The organism is Pacificibacter maritimus (genome assembly GCF_003814915.1).
Classification (GTDB): Bacteria; Pseudomonadota; Alphaproteobacteria; order Rhodobacterales; family Rhodobacteraceae; genus Celeribacter; species Celeribacter maritimus.
Genome location: NZ_RKQK01000003.1, coordinates 60,730 through 86,880, shown reverse-complemented (window position 1 = coordinate 86,880; position 26,151 = coordinate 60,730). Strand labels below are relative to the sequence as shown.

Genomic DNA, 26,151 nt, shown 5'->3' with positions numbered 1-26,151 from the left:
AAGATCTTTGCGCGGTCGCAAATGCCTGCAAATATTATATTTTATACGGCCATTTGTGCAGGATATGGTCGCTTTTAGGCGCGGCTTAGGCCGTCAGTTTTGACGAGCCGTCAGCGGCAAATAAGATCGAATGTACAGGTGCAAAGGAAAACCGAACCGCCGCCCCGTGGGCAAAGCTTTCATCACGGTCCAGCACTGCCAAAAGTGGTGTGTTGTCTGCGGTTTTACAGTTTAAAATCGTTTCACTGCCCAGCCGTTCGGCCATTTCGATTGTGCCATGCACAGGGCCATTTGGGTCGAAATCCAAGTTTTGTGGGCGAATACCCAAAGTCATCTTGTCGCCTACAACAATACCTGTTGTATCGGCAGGAACTTTGACAGGTTCGATGCTTGTGCCTTTGACCTCGACCGCATTGTCATGCAGGGCAATCACATCAACTTCAAAGAAATTCATTTTCGGGCTGCCAATGAAGCCTGCCACAAAGATGTTGTTGGGGCGTTGGTACAATTCAATCGGGCTGCCCACTTGCTGAACAACGCCGCCGTCCAGCACGACAATTTTATCTGCCAAGGTCATGGCTTCGATTTGGTCGTGGGTCACATAGATGATCGTTGCGCCCAGCTTGCGATGCAGTGCAGAAAGTTCCATCCGCATTTCAACGCGCAAAGCGGCATCCAGATTAGACAGCGGTTCATCGAACAAAAACACCTGTGGTTCGCGTACAATTGCGCGCCCGATGGCAACGCGCTGACGCTGACCGCCTGACAGTTGCGACGGCTTGCGGTCTAGGAGATGTTGGATCTGCAAAACCTGAGCGGCTTTTTGAATTTTCTCTTGGCGGACATCGGCGGGATATCCTGAGATTTTCAGATTGAACCCGATGTTATCAGCAACATTCATGTGTGGATACAAAGCGTAGGATTGAAACACCATCGCGATGCCGCGGTCGCCAGGATGGACGTTGTTGCACAGCTCATCGCCAATGCGCAATTCGCCTTCGGTGATGTCTTCTAGTCCTGCAATCATGCGCAATAAGGTCGATTTGCCACAGCCAGAGGGGCCGACGAAAACCACAAACTCGCCTTTCTCGACTTCTAAATCGACGCCTTTTATAACTTCAAGATCGCCATAAGATTTACGAATTTTCGAAATGCTGAGTTCAGCCATGCTACCTACAACCTATGGTGTTAGTGGAATATACGTATTTATTTGATTGATAAGACGTTAGCACCACGCCAAGAAAAAAATGCATAGCTTATCGTGATTATACCATTGGGAGTCGCGATGATATGCGGTTTATTGGATTTTATTGTTTATTTACAATGATGTGCGGAATGCTGCGCTGCCGCGCAATCTGCGGATTTTGCTTGATCTTCCACGCGAAACGCGTCTTAGGCTGCAATTGCAAAATTCGATTCATCCAAAGTCAGGCTGCGGCAAAGCCAATTTTGTCGCTGCCAATCGTAACGCGCATTCCAGAGTGACCAAGCGTTCAAAAGTGAAGCCGCTTGATAGAATTGGCTCAGAAATCAATTTTAAACGTTATGTCGCAGTCGAAGGTCTCATAGCTATACAGCGCCACGTTTGATTGGTGAGCGCGTCCTTCACAGCCCAGTTGCGGCGTCATATTCCCCAGCTTTAAGTCACTGTGGCTCAAACGCAGAGCAAGCGATGTATCAGTATCTGCACGCGCATAAGATAGGGCTGTGAAGATCTCATCATAGGCGCGCCATGTTTTGTGCAGACCCACGGACCAAGATAGGCCAAATGTTTCCCTGCGGTGCAAATCAATACCAACAGTCTTGCCCAAATATGAAAGATGGTCTGCCTTCACCTGCGCTCTGCTGCCAGCAGCACTCAGGCTTACGTCCGCACGTTCGCCCAGTGCGAATGTATACCGCGCTTTTATCGATCCCGTGTTACCTGTCGAATAGTCTTTTTCATCATAGACGCGCTTTAATACTGTGCCTGTCAGTGAAAACCTGCGGCCCTTGCCAATGTTTTGGGTGGTTGAGGCACTTATTCCATAGGCGTGATTGTCTGGCGATGTCGCGCTTTGGGGGAAGTTATACTGCGTTGTGTTGGCAAAGCCCGTGATCTGATGGATCGCACCGCGATCACGCCAAACATGGGACACCGTCACAGACGGCGATGTGTAAGTCTGACGGCTGTCTTGATAAAATGCGCGGGTCAAAGCCAAGGTTGCTGTGATCTCGCGGCCCGCAGCATAGGCGTGGCGCAGTTCCGTTTGCGCCTGTAATTGCAGACCAAACCCCTGTTTTGATACATCAGGATCACCAATCACAAAAGTACCGACATCAGTGTGAAACAGGTCTTGTGACGCGGTTCTTTTGATATTGGACGAACGCAACAGATTGCCTGACAACCCATAAGAGAACGGCGCCTGACGCACCAATTGGCGCAGCGCAGTTTGATAGGTTTGGGTGCGACTTTCGTTGCCAATGTCATTCAGCAACAGCCATTCCAAACGCCCGATTGCTTTGCCAATAGCCCCTGAGTGGGCATCAGCTTGGACGACTTTCAAATGCTGCAAGGCGATCTGCGGCTCAACTGCGGCAAGCGGCAGGGGCGCCAAGATCAGCCCAGCGAAGATCGCAGAACAGATCTTTGATATAGCGCGCTTAAGGCAGGGTTTCGCCCTTTCGCCGTTTGCCTGAAGTGGCATCACGCGCCTTTAATCCGCCAGCTCATAGACAAAGTATTCGCCGCTAGTAATGTCGTAAATTAGCGAGTCGTTATCGGATGTCACGTCGAGGTTGCCCTCGATCATACCACCCGAGGCCAAGTCGCCGACCTCACCCACACCATTGACTGTTCCCACCGAGGAACTGTCAAAAAAGTCACCGTTAATGTCGAAGTCCAAGCGATAGGTGATCGCTTCGTCGCTGTTGGGTGGGCTATCCACAAAGGTTCCAGCGCCATCGGCTTCGATCTGCCACTGTGTCGAATTTAAGCTATCGTAAAAGCCACCCTCTGGGTCCATATCAATAGATCCGCTAAACCCAACAGACCCATCAAGTTCATTCACGTGTGTCTCACCTGAATAGTCATAATCAGTATAGCTGTTATGAAGGGTGCCAGAAACAGTTCCCGCGCCAAAATCGACGTCCATTCGCATTTCGCCAGTAAGATCAGGTGTGGGCCCGCTTTCTGTGCCATTGTATGTCGAAATCGCGTATGCGCCGTTCAACGTTGCTGTTTCATCAGTGGGCGTTGCACTTAAACGATCAGCAGCCGTTACGCGTGCATCCACAGAGATAGCATCGTTGCGCGCATCAACGTAGCGGTTGTATTTGACTTGATCGAATGCGCTCTCATCAATAGCTTCTTCCGCGGGGACCATCGTGCATGCACTTAAAACGACCGATAAAAGAGTGAGTGAAGTCAGTAAACTTGCGTTCATAATAGTCCCCAAAAGATGTTCGCACGGGTGCGTTTAATGTGTTTTTTGTAAGTTTAATCTATTCATATCGTTGCACTTTGATTTTGACTAGGCTCCTGCGCTGAAATCTGTAAGCTTTCATTTGCGTTGCAATTGCGCAGCACCTTCAGATGAACCAAGCGAGACCCATGGCGACATTTAAGCTAGACAATCGCGCCGCACGCAGGCTTTGGTTGACGGTCAATCACCTCATGGCGTCCCCAGCCACGCAGGGCGACAGCTTGGCGCTGGTCAAAGCCTTGGGGTTTGTGCAGCTGGATAGCATTCAGGTGGTTTCCCGCGCGCATCACCATATCCTATGGACCCGCGATCACAGCTATCGCGAACCGGATATGAATGATCTGTTGGGGCCCAAAAGGCAGGTTTTCGAACATTTCACCCATGATGCTTCTATCTTGCCGATGGAGTTTTTGCCCATCTGGGCGCGTCAATTCCAGCGGATGAAAGATAAAGTTGGCAGCGCAAAATGGTTTGGCAATTCAATTACGCCACAGCTTTTAGACCACATATTACGGCGTATTTCTGATGAAGGTCCCCTGTCTACCCGCGATTTTGACACCAAGATCACAGGGGATAAAGCGATGTGGAAACGCCCGCCGCATAAACAAGCGCTTGATTATTTATGGTACGCAGGCGAGCTGGCCACCAGTCACCGCGTTGGGTTCACCAAGTTCTATGATTTGGCTGAACGGGTGTTCCCCGCCGATTTACATGCGCAGCGACTTGAGGATCCTATGCAAATCGATCAGCTTTGCTCGCATGCTATGGATCGCCTCGGGGTGGCCAGCGCCGTCGAAATACGCAAATTTTGGGATGCGACAGAGCCACGCGAAGTGACCGACTGGATCAAAGGCCAAGGTCAAAGGCGGGGGCAGGGGCAGGGTATAATCCCAATAGAGGTCGAATCTTGGGATGGGTCATGGACCAAAGCCTTTGCGCCAGCGGATATCGAAAGCCGCGTAGAAAACCTGCCCTCTGTGACATCCAGATTGCGTATATTGAACCCGTTTGATCCCGCCATTCGCGATCGCAAACGACTAAAACGCTTGTTTGGCTATGACTATACGGTGGAAATGTTTGTGCCTGCCGCCAAACGTGTATGGGGGTATTACGTTTATCCGATCTTAGAGGGCGATCGCTTTGTCGGTCGTATCGAAGTCAAAGCAGAACGCGCCAAAAACAGCCTGAACGTGGTAAATCTATGGTTCGAACCTGATGTTAGCCCCACGCAAGCCCGCCTGAAAAAACTAGATACAGAACTCAGGCGTTTGACCGGGCTGGCAGGTGTGCGTGATGTGATTTGGCTTTGCCTGCGTCCCTAAAAGAGGGAAATATCTGCACATTAAAAACCCCATGACTGCTCAGCACTCATGGGGTAACCAGATCAAAAACAGATGCACTTTATTTCTTTGGCATCTTAGCCAATGGGCCTGTTGCTGCTTCTTTTTCTCCTTTTGTCAACTTGCTGTTCCACGCATTGTTACTGATGCGCAGTTCATTTGGCATGGGCTTGGTTTTGCCTTTGTTGATGCTGCCGCCTTTGTCCAAAAATGCTTGGATCAAAGCATCGTCGGTTGTTTCCTTGGGTACTTGTTTCATAGTCGCATACGTCCTGAACGTCAGTAAAGCCGATGGATTGAAAGACGAGAGTCTTTGCCGAAAGTCGAAAAGCCCCTTGACTGTAGCTGGTCAAGCATACGAACTCCAGACCCAAGTCTTTCAATCTCATCGTAGGGCTTAATCGCCTGACAAAAGTGCCGCGTTGCCCCCTGCCGCAGTTGTATCCACACAAAGATGTCGTTCGACCGCGACATGCATCATCTCTGGCTGTGTGCAAATCACAGGCAGGATCGCCCCTTGACGCTGGGCCATGGCTTGCGTGATCGGCCGCGCATCTGCGCCCCAATACAAGACACCTGAAATACCTGTCAGTGCGATCAATTCATCCGTGCTCAACGCGCCATCCGTGCCGACAGCCAGCCCGCCCAGTGCTTCAACCGCTTTGACTTGTTCCGTCACAGTTTCAGCCGTTGGACCAAGGCACAAAATAGGATCGCGTTGGTGCAGTGTTAGCGTATTGGCTTCCCCTGTTGGGCCAGGCATGTGTAATACAGTCAGCGGGTCGCGGCTAATTTTGGGGCGCAGCGCATTGATCTGTTGTTGCAGCTTTGACGCGTCTTGGGCAGTGGCCCAGTCTGGCGAAGGTGTCACTGCAACGCCTGTGACCATCCGCGTCAAGTACAACGGCCCGCCTGCTTTTGGCCCTGTGCCAGACAGGCCTTCGCCGCCAAAGGGTTGCGATTCAACGATGGCCCCAATTTGGTTGCGGTTCACATAGACATTCCCTGCTTTGATGCGTTCGCAAACAGTCTGAACGCGCCCGTCAATGCGGGTGTGTAAGCCGAATGTCAGCCCATAGCCCATGGCGTTGATGTCGTCGATGACTTGGTCAATCTGGTGGGCTTTATAGGTCGCGATATGCAGCACGGGTCCGAAAACCTCGCGGTCCATGTCTTGAATGCTGTCTACTGAAATCAGCGTTGGAGCTATGAATGTGCCACCAGATTCAGGCAAGGCGAGGCTATGAACTTCTCGGCCTTCAGCGCGGGCCTGCGCGATATAGTCTGCGATGGCTTTTTGCGCCGTTGTGTCAATCACAGGTCCGACATCTGTGGCCAAGTTCCATGAGTTTCCGATGGTCAATTCATCCATCGCGCCTGTGATCATAGCGGTCAGCATTGGGGCGATGTCTTCTTGGACATAGAGACAGCGCAACGCTGAACAGCGCTGCCCTGCGGATTGAAAAGCCGAGGCCACGATGTCGCGGGTTGCCTGTTGTGGCAGGGCAGTGGAATCCACAATCATTGCATTTAGACCGCCTGTTTCAGCGATGAGGGGCGCATTGGGCTGCATGAAATCTGCCATGCTGCGTCGAATGCGTTGTGCTGTTTGGGTCGAGCCTGTGAAAACAACGCCGTTGATGCGCGGGTCACGGGTCAGAGCCGCGCCCACTGTGTTGCCTGTGCCTGTTAACAATTGCAGTGCTGATACGGGGACGCCTGCTGCGTGCAACAGTTCGACGGTGCGCGTGGCGACAATCGAGGTCTGTTCGGCTGGTTTGGCCAAAACGCCGTTTCCTGCTGCCAAAGCCGCACAGATTTGACCTGCGAAAATCGCGAGAGGGAAGTTCCAAGGTGAAATTGCGACCATCAATCCCAAGGGCTGAGATGGGGGCAGGGCTTCGGCTTGATCCGCGTAGTAGCGCATGAAATCAACGGCTTCGCGCAATTCGCCCACAGCGTCGGGTTGAATTTTGCCAGCCTCACGGGACAAGACCGCAAAGATCATGCCGTAGTTTTCTTCCAAATCATCTGCTGCTTGGCGCAAAATGCGCGCGCGTTCCGCCACGGGAGCATCCCATGGTTTTGCCGCATCCAAGGCGGCTGCACATGTGGCTGCATCTGCTTCTAGAATCGTGCCAATAACCTGACCTGTGTTTGGGTCTTTCACATCCACAGCTTTGCCCGTCGCGGGGCCAACTGTGATGGGATAAGCGTTGCCAAATTGCGCAGCATTGCGGGCCTCATTGATCTTGGTCAAGCTGTCATGGTCAGTTAAATCAAAGCCGCGCGAATTGAGGCGCTTGGGGGTGAACAATGCATTTGGCGCCAGCAAACCTGCGGGCGCTTGTGCTGCCGCAAGCTGCGCAAATGGATCGGCCGCGATGGTTTCGGGCGAGACATCTTCATCAATAATTTGATTTACAAAGGACGAGTTCGCACCATTTTCCAGCAATCTACGCACCAAATAGGCCAACAGATCTTGGTGCGCCCCGACAGGCGCGTAGATACGGCAATGGGTTTTGTGGTCGCGCAAAACGATGTCATGCAACCCTTCGCCCATGCCGTGCAAGCGTTGGAATTCATAGGCCACAGGGGTGTCCATGTGTTTTGCGATATCCAGAATGGCGGCAACACTATGAGCGTTATGTGTGGCGAATTGCGGATAGATCCAATCCCCATAAGTCATCAGCTTTTTTGCGCAGGCAATATAGCTGACATCGGTCGCGGATTTCGTGGTGAACAAAGTGAAATCTTGCAAGCCCTCGACTTGGGCATGTTTCATTTCCGTGTCCCAATAGGCGCCTTTCACCAAGCGCACCATGATTTTGCGGTCCAGTGTTTTGGCTGTCTCATAGAGCCAATCCAACACATGGGTAGCGCGTTTTCCATAGGCTTGAACCACCACGCCAAAACCATCCCAGCCAGCAAGTTCAGGGTCTTGCAAAACTTCGCGGATCACTTGCAAGGACAGGACCAAGCGGTCTTGTTCTTCTGCGTCGATGTTGAATCCCATATCGGCTGCACGCGCTTTGCGGGCAAGATCACGCAACACAGGCACAAGTTCCGCCATGACGCGATCTGCATTGGCCACTTCATAGCGCGGGTGCAATGCGGATAGTTTTACCGAGATGCCGGGATTGGACTGCACAGATCCTTTGGAGCACCGTCCTGCGATTTCGTCTATCGCTTTGGCGTAGGATTGGGCATATCGTTTGGCTTCGCTGGCTGTCATGGCCGCTTCGCCCAGCATATCATAGCTATATGTGTAGCCCTGCTTTTCAAAATCTCGCCCACGCTTGAGCGCTGATGCAATGGATTCGCCCAGCACAAACTGACGCCCCATCTCTTTCATCGCGCGCGTGACGGCTGTGCGGATCACGGGTTCGCCTAGTCGCTTGATCGCCCCGCGCATGGTTTTCGCGATGCCTTGCTTTTTGTCGTTCAAGACTCGCCCAGTCAGCATCAAAGCCCAAGTTGATGCATTGACCAGTGAAGACGATGCTTCGCCCAAGTGTTTTCCCCAATCTGACGGTACGATTTTATCTTCGATCAGATCGTCGATGGTTTCGCGGTCTGGCACACGCAACATGGCCTCAGCCAAACACATCAAGGCCACGCCTTCGGTGGTCGATAGACCGTATTCAGCCAAGAAGCTTTCCATTAATGATGGTTTGTCTTCCTTGCGAATTTTGCGGATCAAACCCGCTGCATCGGCTGAAACCCGACTGCGCTGGGCTTCGGTCAGCGCTGATTGAGCAACTAAATCAGCCAACACATCACTTTCGGCCCTAAATTTATGGCGCGATAGGGAAGTTGGCAAAGCGGGTGCAATGGGAATGGCAGTCATATCGGTGATTCCTAGGAGGGTGTCTATGTGGCCAATATATTTCTAAAAGATAATTTATGTGTCTTGTTCTGTGGCAAAAATGAGGTAGAAATGACCATTATTTCACAAATAGGTGGTCCAAATGGTAAAAGATATTGATGGCTACGACAGAAAGATCCTAAACATCTTGACTGCAGATGCGCGGATTTCGTTAACGCAGCTTAGTGCGCAGGTCGGCCTGTCAAAAACGCCCGTTGCAGCAAGGGTCAAAAATCTTGAAGATGCAGGGCTGATCACGGGCTATCGTGCCATTCTGTCAACCAATCGGTTGGGGCTGTGTTATGTCGCGTTCTTGCAGGTCAACTTGTCTGACACGCGGGAAAAAACGCTGTTGGAATTCAATATGGCCGTAAAGAAAGTGCCTGAGGTTGCCGAGTGCCACATGATTGCGGGGGGATACGACTATTTGCTGAAGGTGCGTACAACGGATATTGAAGCCTATAGAAAGGTGATGGGGCAAAGTATCTCAGCCCTACCGCATGTGCAGTCCACATCTACTTTCATTTCAATGGAAACGGTCGTTGAACAAACCAATCCGCCGTTGTCTTTGGCGTGAGTATGACCTGAAAGAAAGGCCTTGCTTTGCGGGGGGGCAACTTGCGATGTTGTCCCATGCATTTTGCACCGCTTTCAATTTGGACGTCATGATCAATCTGAAATTTTTCCAGACGCTGCGTCAGTTTTCTTTGGCTGCCGCAGGCGCACTTACCGTCTTTGCCGCAAACCCGATTGCCGCAAGCGCTGATGCGATCACCGTCTTTGCAGCTGCCAGTTTGAAAGAGGCCCTTGATGAGGTCAAAGAGATCTATGAGGCGCAGAGCCCCCATAGTATCACCCTGTCATATGGTGGGTCATCCACCTTGGCGCGCCAGATCACCCAAGGAGCGCCCGCTCACGTATTCATCAGTGCAAGCCCGCAGTGGATGGATGTGTTAGAGACCCAAGATTTGGTGCAACACGACACACGTTTTGATCTCGTAACCAACCGTTTGGTGATGGTTGCGCCCAGTATTTCGGCGGCGCCCGTGGATATTACTCAGCCTGCAGCCTTTCAATCGCGGCTGGGCGATGGTCTTATTTCCATGGGGTTTGTTGACGCCGTTCCCGCGGGAATCTATGGCAAATCCGCCTTGGTCAATTTGGGGATCTGGGATCAGATTAAAGGCCGTGTTGTGCAGGGCAATAGCGTGCGCGCAGCACTTGCTTTGGTTGCGCGCGCAGAAGTTCCTTTTGGTGTGGTCTATGAGACCGATGCCCTGAGTGAACCGCGTGTTGCCATCGTGGCCGTTTTCCCCAATGACACCCATGCGCCTATTTTATATCCCGCCGCCTTGATTGCTCCTGCGCCCGAGGGCGCAGGAGATTTTGCTGCATTTTTGGCCTCGCAAGCGGCGATGTCGATTTTTGCGGCACATGGGTTTGGGCAAGTCATATCCGAACAGGCCATTCCATGATGCTATTCGGGTTTTCCCCAGCGGAATGGCAGGCCATTCTTTTATCGCTCAAAGTCGCGCTGGTTGCCACCTGTGTTAGTCTGCCTTTGGGCATCTATATCGCCTATGTTCTGGCGCGGCGTCAGTTTTGGGGCAAACAGATTTTGAATGCGCTGGTCCTTTTGCCATTGGTGCTACCGCCTGTGGTCACGGGCTATGTCTTGCTGATCGTCTTTGGTGTGCATGGCCCGATTGGTGGTTTTCTAAAGCAGTTCGGAGTGGTCTTCGCCTTTCAATGGACTGGCGCAGTTTTGGCGGCAGCAGTTATGGCCTTTCCTTTGATGGTGCGCGCTATTCGACTTTCGATCGAAGCGGTTGATCCGAAACTGGAACAGGCCGCGAGCACTTTGGGGGCGTCAAAAATACAGGTGTTTTTCACGATAACTTTGCCTTTGATGTTTCCTGGTGTGTTTGCGGGCGCTGTCTTGGCCTTTGCCAAGGCTTTGGGTGAATTTGGTGCCACGATCACCTTTGTCGCCAGTATTCCTGGTCAAACACAAACAATCCCATCCGCGATTTACGCGCTCTTACAGGTGCCCAACCAAGAAGCATCGGCCCTGCGGCTTGTGGTGATTTCCGTCATCTTGGCTTTGGCGGCCCTGATCGTATCCGAAGTGTTGGCCAAACGCTTTGAACGACGCATCGCCCAGAATGACAGCGCGAGGTCAGCTCGATGACTGTAAATCTGTCGCTAAAACACCGCTTTGAGCAATTTGATTTGAACGTGAGCTTTGAAGCCCCCAAAGGATTGACCGTTCTCTTTGGCGCCTCGGGGTCGGGTAAGACTACGATTATCAATGCAATAGCAGGTCTGCTGCAGCCAAATCACGCGCAGATCAAAGTTGGGGATACCCTATTGCAGGACACAGATCAGGGGATCTGGGTGCCGCCGCACAAGCGTGCATTGGGGTATATTTTCCAAGATAGTCGCCTGTTTCCACATCTTAATGTGGGGCAAAACCTAGACTATGCTGGTCGCGTGACTGGGGGCATGGCAGCGCGCAAATCATCGGTGCAGCAGCGCAGCTATGTAATTGATATGTTGGATATTGGCGACATTTTAAAACGTCGACCCGCCACCTTGTCAGGGGGCGAAAAACAGCGCGTTGCCATCGGGCGTGCCCTTTTGGCATCGCCTCAATTGATCCTTGCGGATGAACCTCTGGCGGCGTTGGACGCTGCTCGCAAAGCAGAAATCTTGCCGTATTTCGAACGTATCCGTGATGAAACAGACTGTCCGATCATCTACGTCAGCCATGCCGCAAGCGAAGTTGCGCGTTTGGCGACGACTGTCGTTGCGCTCAAAGCGGGGCAGGTGTTGCGCATGGGGCCCGCGCTTGATGTTTTGGCCGATCCATCTGTTATGCCCGTTGGTGTTGGATCTGTCGGGGCCGTGATCGAAGCGAGAGTCCATGCGCATCACGGCGATGGTTTGACTGAATTGTCGGCTGGTGGCGTTACTTTGTATCTGCCGCGATTGCCCCAAAGCTTAGGCGCAGTGGTGCGGGTACGCCTGCCTGCTTCGGATGTATTATTGGCAACCTGTGCACCTAAAGATATTTCGGCTCTCAATACTCTTCAGGGGCAGGTACAAGACATTCAAGCGATCTCTGACTTTGCAGTTCTTGTCACGCTAAAGACGCAGGCAGGGCCAGTGCTTGCACGGGTTACGCGGCGGTCAGTTGCAGCCTTGGGTCTTTCGGTCGGCGTGACGTGTTACGCAATCGCCAAAACCGTGGCAATTGCGGCCGATGATACCGCGGATTTCACATAACAGCGAAGTGCCTGCTCAGGTATTTTTGCGTATCAGCTCTGACAGGCTTGCAGCGCAAAATAGAACAGCACAAACACAGACAATGGTGGGACCAGTCGGTGTGTCAAACTGAAAGGCCAATTGAATGCCGCCGCCCACAGATACAATCCCGATGCCGACCGCGATTGCAGCCATACGTTCAGGCGTACGCGCAAACGGGCGCGCAGCTGCCGCAGGTATCAAGAGCATCGCAGCAATCAATAAAACACCGACCACTTTAATCGCCACAGCGACAACCACGGCCAAGGCCAAGGATAAAATCAATTGTTCTTGCTTGGGTGAAATGCCTGCCGCACTCGCCAAATCGGGGTTGAGCGTGGCGGTCAAAAGCGCAGACCACCGCGCGATCAACAATATCAAAACCGCAGCAGCCCCCATCCAAATCACCAGCAAATCCATACGCCCAACTGCCAAAATGTCGCCAAAGAGATAGGCCATCAAATCAATGCGCACGCTGTCGATCAAGGACACCGCCACGATGCCAAAGGCCAATGAACTATGCGCCATTACGCCCAAAAGCGTGTCCATTGCATAGCCGCGCCCGCCCAAGGATGACACTGTGAGCGCCATGATTAAAGCGACCGATAAGACGCCACCAAAAATAGACAGGTTAAACGCCAGCGCTAAAGCGACGCCCAAAATCGAGGCATGGGCCGTCGCATCACCAAAATAGGCCATGCGGCGCCAGACCACGAAACACCCTAAAGGTGCTGCTGCCAGAACCACGCCTAAACCCGCCAAAACAGCGCGCACCATGAAATCGTCTAATAGGCTCATGTGTGATCTCCATGTGCGTGGGTCTGGTCGTCTGCGTGGTGATGGTTGTGATCATGGGCGCAATTTTCGTCATGGGTATGGCTGTGCTCATGGCGATACAAAGCCAAGGCGCCGTGGGTGCCAGACCCAAACAACGCGCGGTATTCTGGGGCAGAGGCGACCGTTTCAGGCGCGCCTTCGCAACAAATATGCCCGTTGAGACAAATCACCCGATCTGATGCGGCCATTACCACATGCAATTCGTGACTGACCATCAAGACTGCGCAACCAAACTGTTGGCGGACACGTTCGATCTGGGCGTAAAAATCAGCCGAACCAGGTTGATCCAAGCCTTGTGTTGCTTCGTCTAAGATTAAAATATGGGGCCTGTTCAAAAGTGCGCGCGCCAAAAGCACCCGCTGAAATTGTCCGCCTGATAGGCTTGTCATCTGTTGATGTTCCAAGGCTTCTGCGCCTGCATCTTGCAGTGCCTTTTGCGCCACGTCATCACTGACACGTTGAGGCAGGCTCAAAAATCTGCGCACAGTCAACGGCAAGGTCGGATCGATGTGCAGTTTTTGCGGCACATAGCCAATGCGCAAATTGGGTCTATGCGTGAGCGTGCCGCCTGTTGGTTTTAACGCGCCAATCAACGTGCGCAGCAATGTGGATTTGCCCGAGCCGTTCGGGCCAACAACCGTCACAATTTCCCCAGATGTCAGGCTGAGGCTCACATCGTGTAAGGCGACCTTTGCACCGATGTGAACGCAGACATTTTTCAGCGCTATCAATGGCTTTGACATGGATCAGGCCTTTTCGTCAGACGGGCGACAATTGGGGCACAGCCCTTCGGCTTCCAAAATCGCGCGTTCGATTGCAAAGCCTGTGTCGGCTGCAATCCCTGCCAATCGGCCTTGGGCGATATCTGTTTCGGCTTCTGCTACGGCGCTGCATTTGCGACAGATTAGAAAGGCAGGCGTGTGTTTCTCAGTCGGATGAGCGCAGGCGATAAAGGCATTTAAACGCTCGATTTTATGGACAAATCCGTGTTTTGTCAGAAAGTCCAATGCGCGATAGGCCACAGGCGGTTGCGATCCAAGCCCTTCGCTGCGCAAACGGTCCAGCACCTCATAAGCGCCTAAAGCACGGTGTTCTTCCAACAAGATTTCGAACACACGTTTGCGTACAGGCGTGAATTGCAAGCCCGATGCAGCACAGGCCGCATCCACTGACTTTACAGCATCAGCAATACAGGAGTTGTGGTCATGTGATGCGAATCCGATGGGGGCCATTGGCTGTCCTTTCAGGGGCTTTTAGGGGTTGATATGTTATACTATGACATATATCAAGGTGTGGTGTTATAATGTAACAGGAAATAATCACATGTCCCGTCGTTTCTCTTGCGCAGCCGCAGCGCTGGCCGTTTCTGTGTCTCCCGTCATGGCGGATGTGCCCAAGGTCGTGACCGATATCGCCCCGATCCATTCGTTGGTGTCTCAGGTTATGGGGGACTTGGGTGCGCCCAGCTTGTTGATGGAGCAAAATGCATCGCCGCATGATTACGCGCTGCGCCCGTCGGATGCACGCAATTTGCAACAGGCGGATGCTGTGTTTTGGGTTGGCTCTGAGTTGACGCCTTGGTTGGATGAGAGCATCGGGAAACTTGCATCGAAAGCTGTGTCTGTTGAGTTGATCGAAACACAGGATAGCCTGACCTTGGAGTTCCGCGAAGGAGCGCTGTTTGAACACCATGTGCATGGGGATGGCGAGGGGCAAGTTGATCACGATCATGAAAAACATGACCATGACGAACTTGCACAGGATGATCATCACGAACATGCGGATCATCACGATCATCACGATCATGACGATCATGACGGGCATGCGCAGGATGACCATGACGACCATGAACACCACAACGATGATGAGTCCTCAGATGGCCACGACCACAGCGGAGTTGATCCACATGCTTGGTTGGACCCTCAAAACGCGATCACTTGGTTGGGAGTGATTTCACAAACACTATCTGATCTTGATCCTGAAAATGCAGCTACCTATGCGCAAAATGCCGTCTCCAGCCAAGCTGATTTGGCAGATCTCATTACGGACCTGCAAAATCAATTGGAAGGCGAACGCGATATGAAATTCGTCGTTTTCCATGATGCGTACCACTATTTCGAAGCCCGCTTTGGGCTGTCCGCAATGGGCGCTATTTCCCTGTCAGATGCCACGCCGCCCAGCCCGAAGCGAATTGTCGAACTGCGTAACCACATCAAAGAAGCAGGTATCGATTGCGTCATGAGCGAACCGCAATTTAACATGGGCCTTGTCGATACGGTTCTTGAGGGCACATCCGCCTTTAAAGGTGTGATCGATCCGTTGGGGCGCAACATTGCAGTAGGCGCTGCATTTTACGGCGATTTGATCCAAGGGGTCGCCGATAGCTTCGATGTGTGCAGATAATTCGTACCATCTACTTGCCGTGCCCTTGTTTGTAGGGCGCGGCAGCTTTACATCCTCAGTATGAAAAAATGGATCCCTTTTGTTAAATCGGCACCGCGTGTCAGTGTTATACGCTTAAATGGTGCCATCATGACCCGCCAAGGTGGATTAAACGATCAATCCTTGGCCTCAGCAATTCAACGTGCGTTTAGGCGCGGAAAACCTGATGCTGTGGCCTTGTCGATCAATTCTCCAGGTGGGTCGCCTGTGCAATCATCGCTGATTGCGGCCCGTATTCGCCGTTTGGCCGATGAAAAAGACCTCCCTGTTTATGCTTTTGTCGAAGATGTCGCCGCCTCTGGTGGATATTGGTTGGCCTGTGCCGCCGATAAAATTTATGTCGATCAAAGTTCTATCGTTGGCTCTATCGGTGTCATTTCTGCGGGCTTCGGGTTTGACAAGTTGATCGAAAAACACGGTATCGAACGCCGTGTCTACACCGCTGGTAAATCCAAAAGCCAGATGGACCCCTTTCAACCCGAAAAAGCCACCGATGTGAAACGCATCAAAGCGCTGCAAATTGATATTCATGATGCCTTTGTTGAGCATGTAAAATCTGCGCGCAAAGATCGCTTGAGCAGCGAAACAGAACTCTTCGATGGGTCATTTTGGACAGGGGCCACGGGCGTTTCTTTAGGCTTGGCCGATGAGGTCGGGCATCTTGTACCTGTCATGAAAGACATCTTTGGGCCAGATGTGCAATTCGCCATTTACGGGCCTAAAAAGCCGTTATTCCAACGATTTGGCGCGCAACTGACCTCTGGTTTAACTGCATCTGTTGAAGAACACGCGCTTTGGGCGCGGTTCGGATTGTAAAATGATTTTCAAAATCATCACCCTGTTTCTTGTGGCCATGATGGTCTTGGCGGTGTTCGGAAAAATGCGGTTTCCTGGGCAAAAAAAACTCTCTGCATTGACCTGCAAAAAATGCAGTCGTTATAAAATTGGCAAAGGCCCCTGTGCCTGCGAAAAAGGCAAAATGTAATGGATCTTCTTCTGGCCGCTGTAGGCTTAGTTTTGTTGTTGTTGGCTGGCGATGCATTGGTGCGTGGCGCCGTGAATCTTTCGCTGCGGGTGGGTATACCCGCTCTCTTCGTGAGCTTGACCATCGTTGCGTTTGGGACATCTGCGCCTGAATTGTTGATCTCGCTATCTGCGATTCATGAAGGCGTGCCTGGCCTTGCTTTGGGCAATGTGATCGGGTCCAACACCGCCAATGTGTTATTGGTTATGGGGATCCCTGCGATGATCACGGCCTTGCATGTTGTCGATAATTCGACCCGTGCCAGCTATTTGCAAATGATTGCGGCCACAGCCCTGTTCATTGGCTTGGCTTTCTTTGGCAGCTTCACATGGGTATCAGGATTGATCTTATTGGCGGCCTTGGCTGCCATGCTGGGCCATGCCGTTTATGCTGCGCGTTGCCATAAGCGCGATGCGAACGCCCTTCAAAACGCACCGCTTGAGGATGTCGATATCGAGGACCTAGAAGGTGCTGATCCTGATTTGCCGTGGTGGAAAATCATCGCTTTCCTCATTGCTGGTCTCATTGGCTTGCCAATCGGTGCAGAACTTTTGGTCAATGCTTCGACCAATATCGCCCGTGATTTTGGGGTTTCTGAAACTGTAATTGGGCTCACATTGGTCGCAATCGGTACGTCCTTGCCTGAGCTTGCGACCACGGTTATGGCCGCTTTGCGCAAACAGGCTGATGTCGCTTTCGGCAATGTCATCGGGTCCAATATGTTCAACCTTTTGGGCATTATCGGCGTTTCCAGCCTTGTGGGCAATCTGCCTGTTGAACCTGAATTAATGCACTTTGATATTTGGATCATGCTCGCTTCCTCATTACTTTTGGGGGTGTTTGTTCTCAAGCGGATCAACATCACCCGCATTTGGGGGGCGATCTTCACAGCGCTCTATGTGGTCTATGTCGTCAGTGTCTTGATATAAGAGGTAGGTATGGGCGATCAAAAAGCACTTGTGACAGGCGCAGGAAAACGGATTGGCCGCGCCATTGCCCTGTATTTGGGGCAACGCGGATATGATGTGGCTGTTCACTATGCCAGCTCACATGACGAGGCTGAATCTGTTGTGGGTGAGTTGCGTTCACTTGGCGTAAATGCCTGCGCCCTGCAAGCGGATCTCTTGGTCGAAGCTGAAACCACGTCCTTGATCGATCGTGCTGCAAATGCTCTTGGTGGGCCTTTGACGCTGCTGGTCAACAATGCGTCTATTTTTGAAAACGACACCTTCGATACGGCGACCCGCGACAGTTGGGACCGCCACATCGAAAGCAATCTGCGCGCGCCCGTGGTTTTGACCCAATTCTTTGCTGCGCAGCTGCCCAAAGGGGCTACGGATGCGGCGGGGGAACCCATTTCAACGGGGCTGGTGGTCAATATGATCGATCAGCGCGTGCGCAATTTGACTGCTGATTTTCTAAGTTACACAGTTGCGAAAATGGGCCTTTGGGCCTTTACCCAGACTTCTGCAATGGCTTTGGCACCCCATATTCGCGTCAATGCAATCGGACCAGGCCCAACCTTGCAAGGGGCGCATCAAAGCCCAGAAGACTTCGCAGCCGAACGTGCAGGAACCCTGTTGGGACGGGGGGCTGATCCAGCCGATATCACCGCTGCTTTGGGGTATTTTATAGATGCAGTATCGGTCACAGGGCAGCTATTGTGCACGGATGGTGGACAACACCTGTCGTAACGTCACCTTTTGTGCTCGCCGCGGCGCGGAGTGCTTTCCGTTTTGTTTTACCGCAAAAGTTGTGCACCGCGCAGGCTTGGCTGCCTTGAATGTAAACAAAATGTAAATAAATCAATGATTTGATGTATGGTGATAAAAAATATCCTTTTAAAACAGCGCCTTAGTTTGGTGCTTAATTTTTGAGCACATGGGCGAAATTGCTTAAAACAAAGGGAAAACTCAGCTTCCACCAGAGTTATCTTCAGGGTTATCCACAGAAACAGTGGATTTGTTTCCTCTTGTTCTCCCTGCCATAAGGTTGCAGCCAACATGGGAATCACAGACAAAAGCCTATGACAGAAAACACACAAGATCAGTCGCCGAACACCTTGGCCAAAAACATCCCCAAAGGTCACAAAGTGATTGAAGGGTATTTGCGTCTTATCGATGGTTCTCCCGGGGTGTACCGGATGCTCGATCCTGAACATAATGTGCTCTATGTCGGCAAAGCGCGCCATCTGAAAAATCGAGTGTCCAATTATGCGCGCCCCAGTGGCCATTCGGCGCGGATTGCACGGATGATCTCTGAAACCAGTCAGATGATGTTCTTGACCACCAGCACTGAGACCGAAGCGCTTTTGTTGGAACAAAATCTCATCAAACAGCTCAAGCCGCGATACAATGTGTTGTTACGCGATGACAAAAGTTTTCCAAATATCATGGTTTCAAAAGACCATGACTTTCCTCAGATCAGCAAACATCGCGGTAAAAAATCCCGCAAAGCATCCTACTACGGCCCCTTTGCATCTGTCGGAGCGGTGAACCGCACCTTGCATCATCTTGAGCGGGTGTTCTTGTTGCGCAACTGTTCGAACAGCGAATTTGAAGGGCGCACACGGCCCTGTTTGCAGTATCAAATCAAACGCTGCACTGCGCCCTGTGTTGGTAAAATTTCGCAAGCTGAATATATGGAAATGGTCAATGACGCCGAAAAGTTTTTGCAAGGCAAAGACAAAGGCATGCAGCAACGTTTGGCCGCACAGATGCATGCCGCCTCAGAGGCGATGGAATTTGAACGCGCAGCAGCCCTGCGTGACCGCATCAAGGCGATGACCCAAGTGCAAACCGCTCAAGGGATCAACCCGCAAACAGTCACCGAAGCTGATGTAATCGGCTTGCATATGGAAGGCGGGCAGGCCTGCGTTCAGGTGTTTTTCATTCGCGCCAATCAAAACTGGGGCAACCGTGATTTTTATCCTCGCATCGCCGCAGATAACAATGCCAGCGAAGTTCTGACCGCTTTTATCGGCCAGTTTTACGATCAAAAACAACCGCCAAAGCAATTGATCTTATCCCATGGCATCGAAGATATGGACCTGATGCAAGACGCGCTGAGTGGCAAACTCGGTAAAAAAGTTGAGATTATTCATCCACAAAGGGGCGAAAAATCCGAACTGGTGACCTTTGCTCTGCGCAATGCCCGTGAAAGTCTCGGGCGTAAAATGTCAGAAAGCGCCGCCCAAACCAAACTGCTCAAAGGTGTGGCTGAGGCCTTTGACCTTCCCAAAATGCCCACACGGATTGAAGCCTACGACAACTCGCATATCCAAGGCGCGCATGCTGTGGGTGCGATGATCGTGGCAGGGCCTGAAGGCTTTATCAAATCCCAATACCGCAAGTTTAATATCAAAGACACAGAGCTGACGCCGGGCGATGATTTTGGCATGATGAAAGAAGTCATGACACGGCGTTTCAAGCGCCTGCTTAAAGACGACCCCGACCGCAAAGGCGACACTTGGCCCAGCTTGCTGTTGATTGATGGCGGGGCAGGGCAGGTCTCTGCTGTGCAAGAAATCATGGACGAACTGGGCGTGGCCGATATTCCGATGGTGGGTGTGGCCAAAGGCGAGTTTCGCGATCACGGCAAAGAGGAATTCCACCGCACAGGCAAACGCCCTATAGCTTTGCAGCGCAATGATCCTGTGCTCTATTTCATTCAACGCATCCGCGATGAGGTGCACAGATTTGCCATTGGCACCCACCGTGCAAAGCGGTCAAAAGCCTTTGTGTCTAGCCCGCTTGATGGCGTGCCAGGTGTCGGTGCAACGCGCAAACGCGCGCTTTTGGCACATTTCGGGTCGGCCAAAGCCGTGGCCCGCGCCAACTTGGCAGACTTAAAAACAGTTGAAGGAATTTCGGATCGTGTGGCACAAACTATCTATGACTTCTTCCATGCGGGCGACTGAACGGGTAAAGGTAGATTTATGACATGGAACATCCCAAATATACTTACCGTCTTCAGGCTGCTTTGCGCGCCCGCAGTCGCGCTCGCCTTTCTATTTTTACCGCATCCTGTCTCTGATTGGGTGGCCCTCATTCTGTTCGGGGGCGCATCGCTTACCGATTGGTTTGATGGTTATCTGGCCCGCAAGTGGCAACAGATGAGCAAATTCGGCGCAATGCTTGATCCTATCGCAGATAAGGCGATGGTGATTACGGCGATTGCCGTCTTGGCAATGAACTTTGGCCCCGCGCCGCTGATTATCATACCTTCGGCCTTTATCTTGCTGCGCGAAACATTTGTATCGGGCCTACGCGAATTCTTGGGCGAAACGGCTGGACTGTTGAAGGTGACCAAATTGGCGAAATGGAAAACCACGACCCAAATGGTCGCTATCGCCGTTTTGTTTTCTTACGGGGTGTTTTCGCATTATCTTGGTATGGGCACATTCGGTATGGACGGGGCCACGATGGACGCCATCTTGGCTGGGGATATCGACGATGAAACAGGGCTAAAGGTTAGTTATTACGGCGCGTTTTTGAGCTATGGCGGTGGCGTGATTTTGCTATGGATCGCTGCGATCCTGACGGTCTTGTCGGGCGGGGATTATTTGATGAAAGCCATGCCCTATTTGCGTGAGGATGCGTGATGATCACTGTCGTTTACTTTGCTTGGGTGCGTGAACGTATTGGTGTGCCCCGCGAAGAAATCGACACCAAGGCCGCGACTGTGATGGATCTTGTGTCTGAATTGACGGCACGTGACCCGCGATATGCTTTGGCCTTTTCCGATCTCGACAGTCTGCGTGTGGCATTGGATCAAGAACTGTCCTATTTCGATGCGCCTTTGGCTGGGGTTGGCGAAGTTGCGTTTTTTCCACCTATGACAGGCGGGTAAATGCGGGTTTCTGTACAATCAGATGATTTCGATCTTGCCGCAGAACTACGTGGCTTTGGTCGCGCGACCAACACAGGTGCTACTGTGACATTTACGGGCCTTGTGCGCGATGACACAGGCCAGTTGGATCATATGGAAATCGAACATTATCCAGGCATGTGCGAAACTGCGATTGCCAAGATCGCCGAGGATGCCTGTGCGCGTTGGTCTTTGACCGATTGCTTGGTCATCCACCGCTATGGTGCGTTGAAAGTTGGCGAACAGATCATGATGGTGGCCACGGCTGGGCGTCACCGTGTTGAGGCTTTTGAAGCAGCTGAATTTTTGATGGACTACCTGAAATCACGTGCACCGTTTTGGAAAAAAGAAGTCAGTAAGGATGGTAAATCTACCGACTGGGTGCGCGCCAAAAACAGCGATGAAGATGCGTTAAAGCGCTGGTAAACGTGACGCAAAAGCCAAGGCGCGGGCGCTTTTATTCGGCGCTTTGGCGTTCGATATAGGCGCGCAATTCTTCGGCCTCGTGACGGGCTTCGCGTAGCCCCTCCATGGCGGCATTCAATTCGGCTTCGGTTTGCGTTTGCTGGTTTGTCATTTCAGATTCGCGCTGCTGGTAATAGGTCACGGCCTGATCGCGCTGTTCTTCTGCTTCGTGCAATTGCTGCGCCATTGTATCTAAATCAGACATGTCGGCATCGCCGACGCGGACAAAACGGTGGATCAACCAATGTGTGAACCAGCCCATCAAAAAGGCGATGAAAAGAACGATCGCAGTTGCGATAATAAGTTCGGTTCTATTCATCTTCTTCCTCGTTCTCGTCTTGGGTATTTGCCGTAGGGTCTTCGTCGACTGGGGCGTCCGTGTCAATCAATTTGAAGGCAATGCGACGATTGGCTTCACGCCCTTCTTCGCTGCCATTGTCCGCGATAGGTTCGCTTTCACCGTAGCCTTTTGAGCTGAGTTTAACCCCCAAAACGCGTCTGGCAATCAATGCATTCACAACAGAATTGGCGCGCGCTTGGCTGAGTTGTTGGTTCATGCCTTCGCCACCTTGGCTGTCTGTGTGCCCGCCAACTTCGATTTCCATATTCTCACAGTTTTCCAAAGCTTTCGCAATGCGATCAAGGGTATTATCTGCGGATGAATCCAGATCGGTCGACCCCGGTGCAAAGATGATTTTCCCGCTATCAATTGCCGCATTTGCCGCATCGACACATTTTTGCGGTGTCGGCAGGTTCAAAATTGGATCTAGCTTGCGCATATATTCGACATCGATGTCAAAGTTCTCTGTTTCCCCCAAACGTGATGACAACAACCCCGTTATTTCTGTTTTCGCGGCAGGGTCGCCCGTTTGGCCGCGCACCACGATATTGTCGTTGGTCACGGTCACAGAGCCTTGGGTCAATTGGCTTAAAACATCGATAGATGTCAAAACCCGCAGTGACCAATTGCGCGGTAGATTTTCATCAACACGCACGGCAGAATAGACTGCTTGTGCGCCAAAGGCAGCGCCAGCCAGCGCTTCTGTCGCGCTACGATTGCGCTCGTCGACAACGCGACCGCGCAGCTGTACTTGTCCTTCTGGGGATCGAAGCGCAATGAATTCAAGTTCGTCTTCTGCATCCGTGGCCTCAGCGCTGGCTGGAACAGACGTGTGCAAAGAAAATTCTTCTGGCATCGAAGCTTCAAGATCGCCAGCAATGCGGTCGATGACGGATGTTGTCGTGCCCTCGGGTGCGATCAAAGATACATCTGCATCTGTAAATGTCACTGATCCGCCACCCAATTCTTTTACGGCACGCATGCCAGCTTCAACTGCACTGGCCCATGATGTCGAGGGTGCGCCGAGGCCCACAACACATGTCGGGTCTTCTTCGCCCAAGGCTTTGGCAGCGGCCAGCAAGCGCGCGTGGCCTTGTGGTGTTTCTGCTGTACAGGCGTCAAACCGCGCGCCCTCTTCGTCGATCAAAAATCGGGCTGTAAAGGGCGTGATAACAGGGCGAGGCGATGAAATATCGATCTCTGACGTGACGCCCAAGGGCGTGTCAGACTGTAGGATGCGCTCCAATCTGGCTTTTTGTTCTTTACTGTCAGCAAGCGCGGTTATGGTCACTTTATCGGCAGACAGTGATATTTTAGAACGGGGCAATTGTTCTATCGCATCCGCACCAAAACCCATCACAGCACCCCATGTTTCTGGGGTGTCGTAATCAGCGTGTTCTAGCAAATCTGTGACAGAAACCTTTGTCGCCTTTTCCAAAGTGGCGATAAAATTTTCCCGATCCCAATTGCTTGGCACCAAACCGATCAGGGAAATCCCTTGGTCGTTGCGCAGAATTTCAATGGAAAAACGTGGGGCTGGCACTTCATCTTGTTCTGCGATGGCCATGACATTGATCACACGCGCGGCATCCACAACGTGACCCGCTGCACGTTGGGCTGCAAGCTGTGCGGCTTCGTTTGGTGCATTGCCAGTTAAGATCACTTGCAGACCGTCTGCTTCAACTTCGGCCCAATCAAACCCCTCTAATTCCAACTGCGCTGCAACCGCGCTTTTGGATGTGTTTTGAATGGCGCTCGCACCAATCGCGGCAGCCCCAAGGGATAGAATGGCAGCGGCACCGAAAGCGCCGGTGACTGGCAGTATCGAAGAAAAGCGCATCGTGCTTATGTCCAACTTTTGTCGCGTGTGCAGTGATGTTTAGGGGGTCTTGGCGCGCGCTGCAATCAAAGGAAGATTGAAATGGCAAGAAACAGCGCAGCCAAAAGGCCAGTATCGCGATTGGCGCGGAACAATTTCATGCAAATTTTCGGGTCATCAATGTCGAGGCGACTGAGTTGCCAAGTCATATGCCAGCCCATCGCCCAAGCGCCACCAATGGCCACAATCAGCGATAACACCGACCCATTGATCAGGGCTTCAATCACGGCTGCCGCAAATAGAATCACGCAGACGATCAAAAAGCGCTTCAGCCATTGTGCTGTATTGGTACCAAAGAGTCGTGCGGTGGATTTGATTCCGATCAGGGCATCGTCTTCTTTGTCTTGATGGGCATAAATCGTATCGTAAAACAGCGTCCATGCGATACCTGAAAGATACAAAAACACAGGGGCTGCCGTCAGTGTGCCTGCCACGGCTGCATAGGCCAGCAAAGCGCCCCAGTTGAACGCCAGACCCAAGAAAACCTGCGGCCACCATGTAAATCGTTTGGCGAAGGGGTAGATCGCAACAAGCGCCAAAGACGCCACGCCCAAAAGGGTCGCAAATGGGCCGAAGCTGAGTAAAATAACCAGCGCTATCAGGCATTGCACTGCCATCCAGACCAACGCTTGTTTGGTGGTCACTTGCCCTGACGGCAGAGGGCGGCTTTTGGTGCGGGCGACTTTTGCATCGAAATCGCGATCTGTAATATCATTCCATGTGCAACCAGCGCCACGCATCAACCATGCGCCCAAAGCACATCCAATCATGATCCAAACCGTGCGCAGGCTCAGCGTGCCCTGCGCCGATGCGGCAAGCAACGCGCCCCACCAGCAGGGCAGCAACAATAACCATGTGCCAATGGGGCGATCCGCGCGCGATAGGCGCAAATAGGGACGCGTCCAAGCAGGGGCTTTAGTGTCCACCCAATTATCTATCACAGCATCAGAGACCTGACCTGATAATTCTTCGCCATGAGGGTCTGGCGCTTGGGCTTTGTCGGTCATATGTATTGTCCATGGTTCAAGCTAAAGTCAGACTCTTTGTAGATCACCCACTGGCCCAAGGGCAAACTGTTCCCCTTGATAAAGACCAGTCAAATTACCTTTTTGCCGTTATGCGGCTGAAAGAGGGCGCATTTGTCGCGCTCTTCAATGGTGTGGATGGTGAATTCCAAGCCGAAGTCACCACCGCCAACAAACGCGGTGGCGCTTTATTGTGTCACGGGCAAAGCAAGCCTTTGCAACTGCCGCCTGATCTTTGGCTGATTTTCGCGCCGATCAAAAAGGCGCGTACGGATTTTATCGTTGAAAAAGCGGCTGAAATGGGTGCGGCGAAAATTCTACCTGTGAATACAGATTACACCAATTCCGATCGTATTCGCCAAGACCGTTTGCAAGCGCATGCTTTGGAAGCGGCCGAACAATGCGGCGGCACCTATGTCCCCGAGGTTACGGATTTGCAAAAACTGGATCGGCTTTTGGCCGATTGGGATGAAAGCCGCCAAATCATGTTTTGCGATGAATCTTTGGTGGGCGCTGCACAAACCTTGAAATTGGCCTCAGGCGCAACATCTGGCGACAAATGGGCAATTTTAATCGGGCCTGAGGGCGGATTTTCGCCCGCAGAACGCGCGCGCTTGCAGGCTTTACCCTATGCGCATGCGGTTTCATTGGGGCCGCGTATTTTACGCGCAGATACGGCAGCCGTCGCCGCGATGACGGTTTGGCAGCAGCATTTGGGGGATTGGTCATGATCCGCCCTGAAGTGCGTGCCCAGATTTGGCACTTTCGCGAAGTTATCGGAGCGGTGGCGCTGGCCTTTCTCTTTGTTTGGTTCTTTATTTCAAGCTATGGCTTCATGCGCTGGGTCGCGCTTGCCTTAATCTGCGCATCCCTTTTTATCGCCTTCGCGGCATTCCAACGCGCGAGATTTGCGAAAGCAGGGCAGGGTGTCGGTGTTGTCGAAGTTGATGAAGGGGTCGTGAGCTATTTTACCGCTTTCACGGGCGGGCAGGTGGAAATCGACACCCTGACTTCTGTGATCTTATTGCCTGCCACAAAAGGGTCCGCCCATTGGCAACTCGAAGCGGCGGGGCAGACGACTTTGAACATCCCGCTTGATGCTGTGGATGCCGAAAAGTTGTTCGATGTTTTTGTGTCTTTAGATGGGATCGAAACCGAACGCATGTTAAAACAGATTAAACAAATGCCCAAATCTCCAGTGGTGGTTTGGCGAAAACGCACATTAGCTCTGCATTGACTTCACAAGCGCATTGGCACAACTGTGAACCCCTGATTTAACTCCACCGGAGAAC

General features: G+C 52.1%; 26 protein-coding genes. 15 read left to right on the top strand and 11 right to left on the bottom strand.

Going from position 1 to position 26,151, the window contains the following annotated elements; all coding sequences use genetic code 11:
- Window positions 1-85 precede the first annotated feature (85 nt).
- From EDD53_RS09745 to EDD53_RS09735, 3 genes are all read right to left on the bottom strand, one after another.
- The gene (locus tag EDD53_RS09745) at window positions 86-1,168 is read right to left on the bottom strand and encodes an ABC transporter ATP-binding protein (protein ID WP_123793071.1); all 1,083 of its coding nucleotides are present in this window, start codon (window positions 1,166-1,168) and stop codon (window positions 86-88) included.
- Window positions 1,169-1,523: 355 nt separating this feature from the next.
- Window positions 1,524-2,687, bottom strand: coding sequence for a surface lipoprotein assembly modifier (locus EDD53_RS09740; RefSeq protein ID WP_123793070.1), 1,164 nt, complete (start codon window positions 2,685-2,687; stop codon window positions 1,524-1,526).
- A 9-nt stretch (window positions 2,688-2,696) separates the two neighbouring features.
- Window positions 2,697-3,425 carry a hypothetical protein gene (locus EDD53_RS09735; protein WP_123793069.1) on the bottom strand — a complete coding sequence of 243 codons (729 nt, stop codon included), beginning with the start codon at window positions 3,423-3,425 and terminating at the stop codon, window positions 2,697-2,699.
- A 167-nt stretch (window positions 3,426-3,592) separates the two neighbouring features.
- Between EDD53_RS09735 and EDD53_RS09730 the strand changes: the two genes are divergently transcribed.
- The gene (locus tag EDD53_RS09730; RefSeq protein ID WP_123793068.1) at window positions 3,593-4,786 is read left to right on the top strand and encodes a winged helix-turn-helix domain-containing protein; all 1,194 of its coding nucleotides are present in this window, start codon (window positions 3,593-3,595) and stop codon (window positions 4,784-4,786) included.
- 79 nt (window positions 4,787-4,865) lie between these two features.
- Here EDD53_RS09730 and EDD53_RS09725 read toward each other — a convergent pair whose 3' ends face one another.
- Window positions 4,866-5,063: a hypothetical protein gene (locus tag EDD53_RS09725; protein WP_123793067.1), complete on the bottom strand. Its 198-nt coding sequence runs from the start codon at window positions 5,061-5,063 to the stop codon at window positions 4,866-4,868.
- A gap of 138 nt (window positions 5,064-5,201) precedes the next feature.
- Window positions 5,202-8,654, bottom strand: coding sequence for a bifunctional proline dehydrogenase/L-glutamate gamma-semialdehyde dehydrogenase PutA (gene putA, locus EDD53_RS09720; RefSeq protein ID WP_123793066.1), 3,453 nt, complete (start codon window positions 8,652-8,654; stop codon window positions 5,202-5,204).
- Window positions 8,655-8,775: 121 nt separating this feature from the next.
- Between putA and EDD53_RS09715 the strand changes: the two genes are divergently transcribed.
- From EDD53_RS09715 to modC, 4 genes are all read left to right on the top strand, one after another.
- Complete coding sequence (locus tag EDD53_RS09715; protein WP_123793065.1) at window positions 8,776-9,249, top strand: Lrp/AsnC family transcriptional regulator; 474 nt, start codon at window positions 8,776-8,778, stop codon at window positions 9,247-9,249.
- Between the two features lie 88 nt (window positions 9,250-9,337).
- Window positions 9,338-10,147 carry a molybdate ABC transporter substrate-binding protein gene (gene modA / locus EDD53_RS09710; protein WP_123793064.1) on the top strand — a complete coding sequence of 270 codons (810 nt, stop codon included), beginning with the start codon at window positions 9,338-9,340 and terminating at the stop codon, window positions 10,145-10,147.
- The gene (modB, locus tag EDD53_RS09705) at window positions 10,144-10,863 is read left to right on the top strand and encodes a molybdate ABC transporter permease subunit (RefSeq protein WP_123793063.1); all 720 of its coding nucleotides are present in this window, start codon (window positions 10,144-10,146) and stop codon (window positions 10,861-10,863) included. Before modA ends, modB begins: the two co-directional genes overlap by 4 nt.
- The gene (gene modC, locus EDD53_RS09700; RefSeq protein ID WP_123793062.1) at window positions 10,860-11,960 is read left to right on the top strand and encodes a molybdenum ABC transporter ATP-binding protein; all 1,101 of its coding nucleotides are present in this window, start codon (window positions 10,860-10,862) and stop codon (window positions 11,958-11,960) included. The genes modB and modC overlap by 4 nt, the downstream gene beginning before the upstream one ends.
- A 15-nt stretch (window positions 11,961-11,975) precedes the next feature.
- Here modC and EDD53_RS09695 read toward each other — a convergent pair whose 3' ends face one another.
- The 3 genes from EDD53_RS09695 to EDD53_RS09685 are packed head-to-tail and all read right to left on the bottom strand — an operon-like array spanning window position 11,976 to window position 14,047.
- Window positions 11,976-12,776, bottom strand: coding sequence for a metal ABC transporter permease (locus EDD53_RS09695; protein WP_123793061.1), 801 nt, complete (start codon window positions 12,774-12,776; stop codon window positions 11,976-11,978).
- Window positions 12,773-13,558, bottom strand: coding sequence for an ATP-binding cassette domain-containing protein (locus EDD53_RS09690; RefSeq protein WP_123793060.1), 786 nt, complete (start codon window positions 13,556-13,558; stop codon window positions 12,773-12,775). The genes EDD53_RS09695 and EDD53_RS09690 overlap by 4 nt, the downstream gene beginning before the upstream one ends.
- A gap of 3 nt (window positions 13,559-13,561) precedes the next feature.
- Entirely contained in the window at window positions 13,562-14,047 is a 486-nt protein-coding gene (locus EDD53_RS09685) for a Fur family transcriptional regulator (RefSeq protein ID WP_123793059.1), read from the bottom strand.
- A 91-nt stretch (window positions 14,048-14,138) separates the two neighbouring features.
- Here EDD53_RS09685 and EDD53_RS09680 point away from each other — a divergent pair, with 91 nt between their 5' ends.
- From EDD53_RS09680 to EDD53_RS09645, 8 genes are all read left to right on the top strand, one after another.
- Window positions 14,139-15,218, top strand: a complete 1,080-nt coding sequence (locus EDD53_RS09680; protein WP_123793058.1) for a zinc ABC transporter substrate-binding protein — start codon at window positions 14,139-14,141, stop codon at window positions 15,216-15,218.
- Window positions 15,219-15,278: 60 nt separating this feature from the next.
- Window positions 15,279-16,073, top strand: a complete 795-nt coding sequence (locus EDD53_RS09675; RefSeq protein WP_123793057.1) for a S49 family peptidase — start codon at window positions 15,279-15,281, stop codon at window positions 16,071-16,073.
- 168 nt (window positions 16,074-16,241) lie between these two features.
- The gene (locus EDD53_RS09670) at window positions 16,242-17,210 is read left to right on the top strand and encodes a calcium/sodium antiporter (RefSeq protein WP_123793056.1); all 969 of its coding nucleotides are present in this window, start codon (window positions 16,242-16,244) and stop codon (window positions 17,208-17,210) included.
- A gap of 9 nt (window positions 17,211-17,219) precedes the next feature.
- Window positions 17,220-17,975 (top strand): SDR family oxidoreductase, encoded by a 756-nt coding sequence (locus EDD53_RS09665; RefSeq protein WP_123793055.1) that lies wholly within the window; start codon window positions 17,220-17,222, stop codon window positions 17,973-17,975.
- Window positions 17,976-18,307: 332 nt separating this feature from the next.
- Window positions 18,308-20,200 carry an excinuclease ABC subunit UvrC gene (gene uvrC / locus EDD53_RS09660; protein WP_123793054.1) on the top strand — a complete coding sequence of 631 codons (1,893 nt, stop codon included), beginning with the start codon at window positions 18,308-18,310 and terminating at the stop codon, window positions 20,198-20,200.
- An 18-nt stretch (window positions 20,201-20,218) separates the two neighbouring features.
- Window positions 20,219-20,884 (top strand): CDP-diacylglycerol--glycerol-3-phosphate 3-phosphatidyltransferase, encoded by a 666-nt coding sequence (gene pgsA / locus EDD53_RS09655; RefSeq protein ID WP_123793053.1) that lies wholly within the window; start codon window positions 20,219-20,221, stop codon window positions 20,882-20,884.
- Window positions 20,884-21,132 carry a molybdopterin converting factor subunit 1 gene (moaD, locus tag EDD53_RS09650; protein WP_211331609.1) on the top strand — a complete coding sequence of 83 codons (249 nt, stop codon included), beginning with the start codon at window positions 20,884-20,886 and terminating at the stop codon, window positions 21,130-21,132. The genes pgsA and moaD overlap by 1 nt, the downstream gene beginning before the upstream one ends.
- Window positions 21,133-21,576 (top strand): molybdenum cofactor biosynthesis protein MoaE, encoded by a 444-nt coding sequence (locus EDD53_RS09645; RefSeq protein ID WP_123793052.1) that lies wholly within the window; start codon window positions 21,133-21,135, stop codon window positions 21,574-21,576. It begins immediately after the preceding gene.
- Window positions 21,577-21,607: 31 nt separating this feature from the next.
- Here EDD53_RS09645 and EDD53_RS09640 read toward each other — a convergent pair whose 3' ends face one another.
- From EDD53_RS09640 to ubiA, 3 genes are all read right to left on the bottom strand, one after another.
- Window positions 21,608-21,934: a hypothetical protein gene (locus EDD53_RS09640; RefSeq protein WP_123793051.1), complete on the bottom strand. Its 327-nt coding sequence runs from the start codon at window positions 21,932-21,934 to the stop codon at window positions 21,608-21,610.
- Window positions 21,927-23,795: an OmpA family protein gene (locus EDD53_RS09635; protein WP_123793050.1), complete on the bottom strand. Its 1,869-nt coding sequence runs from the start codon at window positions 23,793-23,795 to the stop codon at window positions 21,927-21,929. The genes EDD53_RS09640 and EDD53_RS09635 overlap by 8 nt, the downstream gene beginning before the upstream one ends.
- A 65-nt stretch (window positions 23,796-23,860) precedes the next feature.
- Entirely contained in the window at window positions 23,861-24,841 is a 981-nt protein-coding gene (gene ubiA / locus EDD53_RS09630; protein ID WP_123793049.1) for a 4-hydroxybenzoate octaprenyltransferase, read from the bottom strand.
- Between the two features lie 11 nt (window positions 24,842-24,852).
- On the opposite strand from ubiA, the gene EDD53_RS09625 reads away from it, so the two are divergent.
- Window positions 24,853-25,590, top strand: coding sequence for a 16S rRNA (uracil(1498)-N(3))-methyltransferase (locus EDD53_RS09625; RefSeq protein ID WP_123793048.1), 738 nt, complete (start codon window positions 24,853-24,855; stop codon window positions 25,588-25,590).
- Window positions 25,587-26,096, top strand: coding sequence for a hypothetical protein (locus EDD53_RS09620; RefSeq protein ID WP_123793047.1), 510 nt, complete (start codon window positions 25,587-25,589; stop codon window positions 26,094-26,096). The genes EDD53_RS09625 and EDD53_RS09620 overlap by 4 nt, the downstream gene beginning before the upstream one ends.
- Window positions 26,097-26,151: the final 55 nt, after the last annotated feature.

Excerpts from the sequence above, each read along its gene's own strand:
- EDD53_RS09695 (WP_123793061.1), bottom strand. The coding sequence starts at position 12,776 with ATGAGCCTATTAGACGATTTCATGGTGCGCGCTGTTTTGGCGGGTTTA.
- ubiA (WP_123793049.1), bottom strand. The coding sequence starts at position 24,841 with ATGACCGACAAAGCCCAAGCGCCAGACCCTCATGGCGAAGAATTATCA.
- EDD53_RS09680 (WP_123793058.1), top strand. The coding sequence starts at position 14,139 with ATGTCCCGTCGTTTCTCTTGCGCAGCCGCAGCGCTGGCCGTTTCTGTG.
- EDD53_RS09645 (WP_123793052.1), top strand. The coding sequence starts at position 21,133 with ATGCGGGTTTCTGTACAATCAGATGATTTCGATCTTGCCGCAGAACTA.
- EDD53_RS09745 (WP_123793071.1), bottom strand. The coding sequence starts at position 1,168 with ATGGCTGAACTCAGCATTTCGAAAATTCGTAAATCTTATGGCGATCTT.
- EDD53_RS09735 (WP_123793069.1), bottom strand. The coding sequence starts at position 3,425 with ATGAACGCAAGTTTACTGACTTCACTCACTCTTTTATCGGTCGTTTTA.
- EDD53_RS09625 (WP_123793048.1), top strand. The coding sequence starts at position 24,853 with ATGGTTCAAGCTAAAGTCAGACTCTTTGTAGATCACCCACTGGCCCAA.
- uvrC (WP_123793054.1), top strand. The coding sequence starts at position 18,308 with ATGACAGAAAACACACAAGATCAGTCGCCGAACACCTTGGCCAAAAAC.
- EDD53_RS09635 (WP_123793050.1), bottom strand. The coding sequence starts at position 23,795 with ATGCGCTTTTCTTCGATACTGCCAGTCACCGGCGCTTTCGGTGCCGCT.
- EDD53_RS09685 (WP_123793059.1), bottom strand. The coding sequence starts at position 14,047 with ATGGCCCCCATCGGATTCGCATCACATGACCACAACTCCTGTATTGCT.
- EDD53_RS09665 (WP_123793055.1), top strand. The coding sequence starts at position 17,220 with ATGGGCGATCAAAAAGCACTTGTGACAGGCGCAGGAAAACGGATTGGC.
- EDD53_RS09640 (WP_123793051.1), bottom strand. The coding sequence starts at position 21,934 with ATGAATAGAACCGAACTTATTATCGCAACTGCGATCGTTCTTTTCATC.
- modB (WP_123793063.1), top strand. The coding sequence starts at position 10,144 with ATGATGCTATTCGGGTTTTCCCCAGCGGAATGGCAGGCCATTCTTTTA.
- moaD (WP_211331609.1), top strand. The coding sequence starts at position 20,884 with ATGATCACTGTCGTTTACTTTGCTTGGGTGCGTGAACGTATTGGTGTG.
- EDD53_RS09620 (WP_123793047.1), top strand. The coding sequence starts at position 25,587 with ATGATCCGCCCTGAAGTGCGTGCCCAGATTTGGCACTTTCGCGAAGTT.
- EDD53_RS09725 (WP_123793067.1), bottom strand. The coding sequence starts at position 5,063 with ATGAAACAAGTACCCAAGGAAACAACCGACGATGCTTTGATCCAAGCA.
- modC (WP_123793062.1), top strand. The coding sequence starts at position 10,860 with ATGACTGTAAATCTGTCGCTAAAACACCGCTTTGAGCAATTTGATTTG.
- EDD53_RS09690 (WP_123793060.1), bottom strand. The coding sequence starts at position 13,558 with ATGTCAAAGCCATTGATAGCGCTGAAAAATGTCTGCGTTCACATCGGT.
- modA (WP_123793064.1), top strand. The coding sequence starts at position 9,338 with ATGATCAATCTGAAATTTTTCCAGACGCTGCGTCAGTTTTCTTTGGCT.
- putA (WP_123793066.1), bottom strand. The coding sequence starts at position 8,654 with ATGACTGCCATTCCCATTGCACCCGCTTTGCCAACTTCCCTATCGCGC.
- EDD53_RS09740 (WP_123793070.1), bottom strand. The coding sequence starts at position 2,687 with ATGCCACTTCAGGCAAACGGCGAAAGGGCGAAACCCTGCCTTAAGCGC.
- EDD53_RS09715 (WP_123793065.1), top strand. The coding sequence starts at position 8,776 with ATGGTAAAAGATATTGATGGCTACGACAGAAAGATCCTAAACATCTTG.
- EDD53_RS09675 (WP_123793057.1), top strand. The coding sequence starts at position 15,279 with ATGAAAAAATGGATCCCTTTTGTTAAATCGGCACCGCGTGTCAGTGTT.
- pgsA (WP_123793053.1), top strand. The coding sequence starts at position 20,219 with ATGACATGGAACATCCCAAATATACTTACCGTCTTCAGGCTGCTTTGC.
- EDD53_RS09670 (WP_123793056.1), top strand. The coding sequence starts at position 16,242 with ATGGATCTTCTTCTGGCCGCTGTAGGCTTAGTTTTGTTGTTGTTGGCT.
- EDD53_RS09730 (WP_123793068.1), top strand. The coding sequence starts at position 3,593 with ATGGCGACATTTAAGCTAGACAATCGCGCCGCACGCAGGCTTTGGTTG.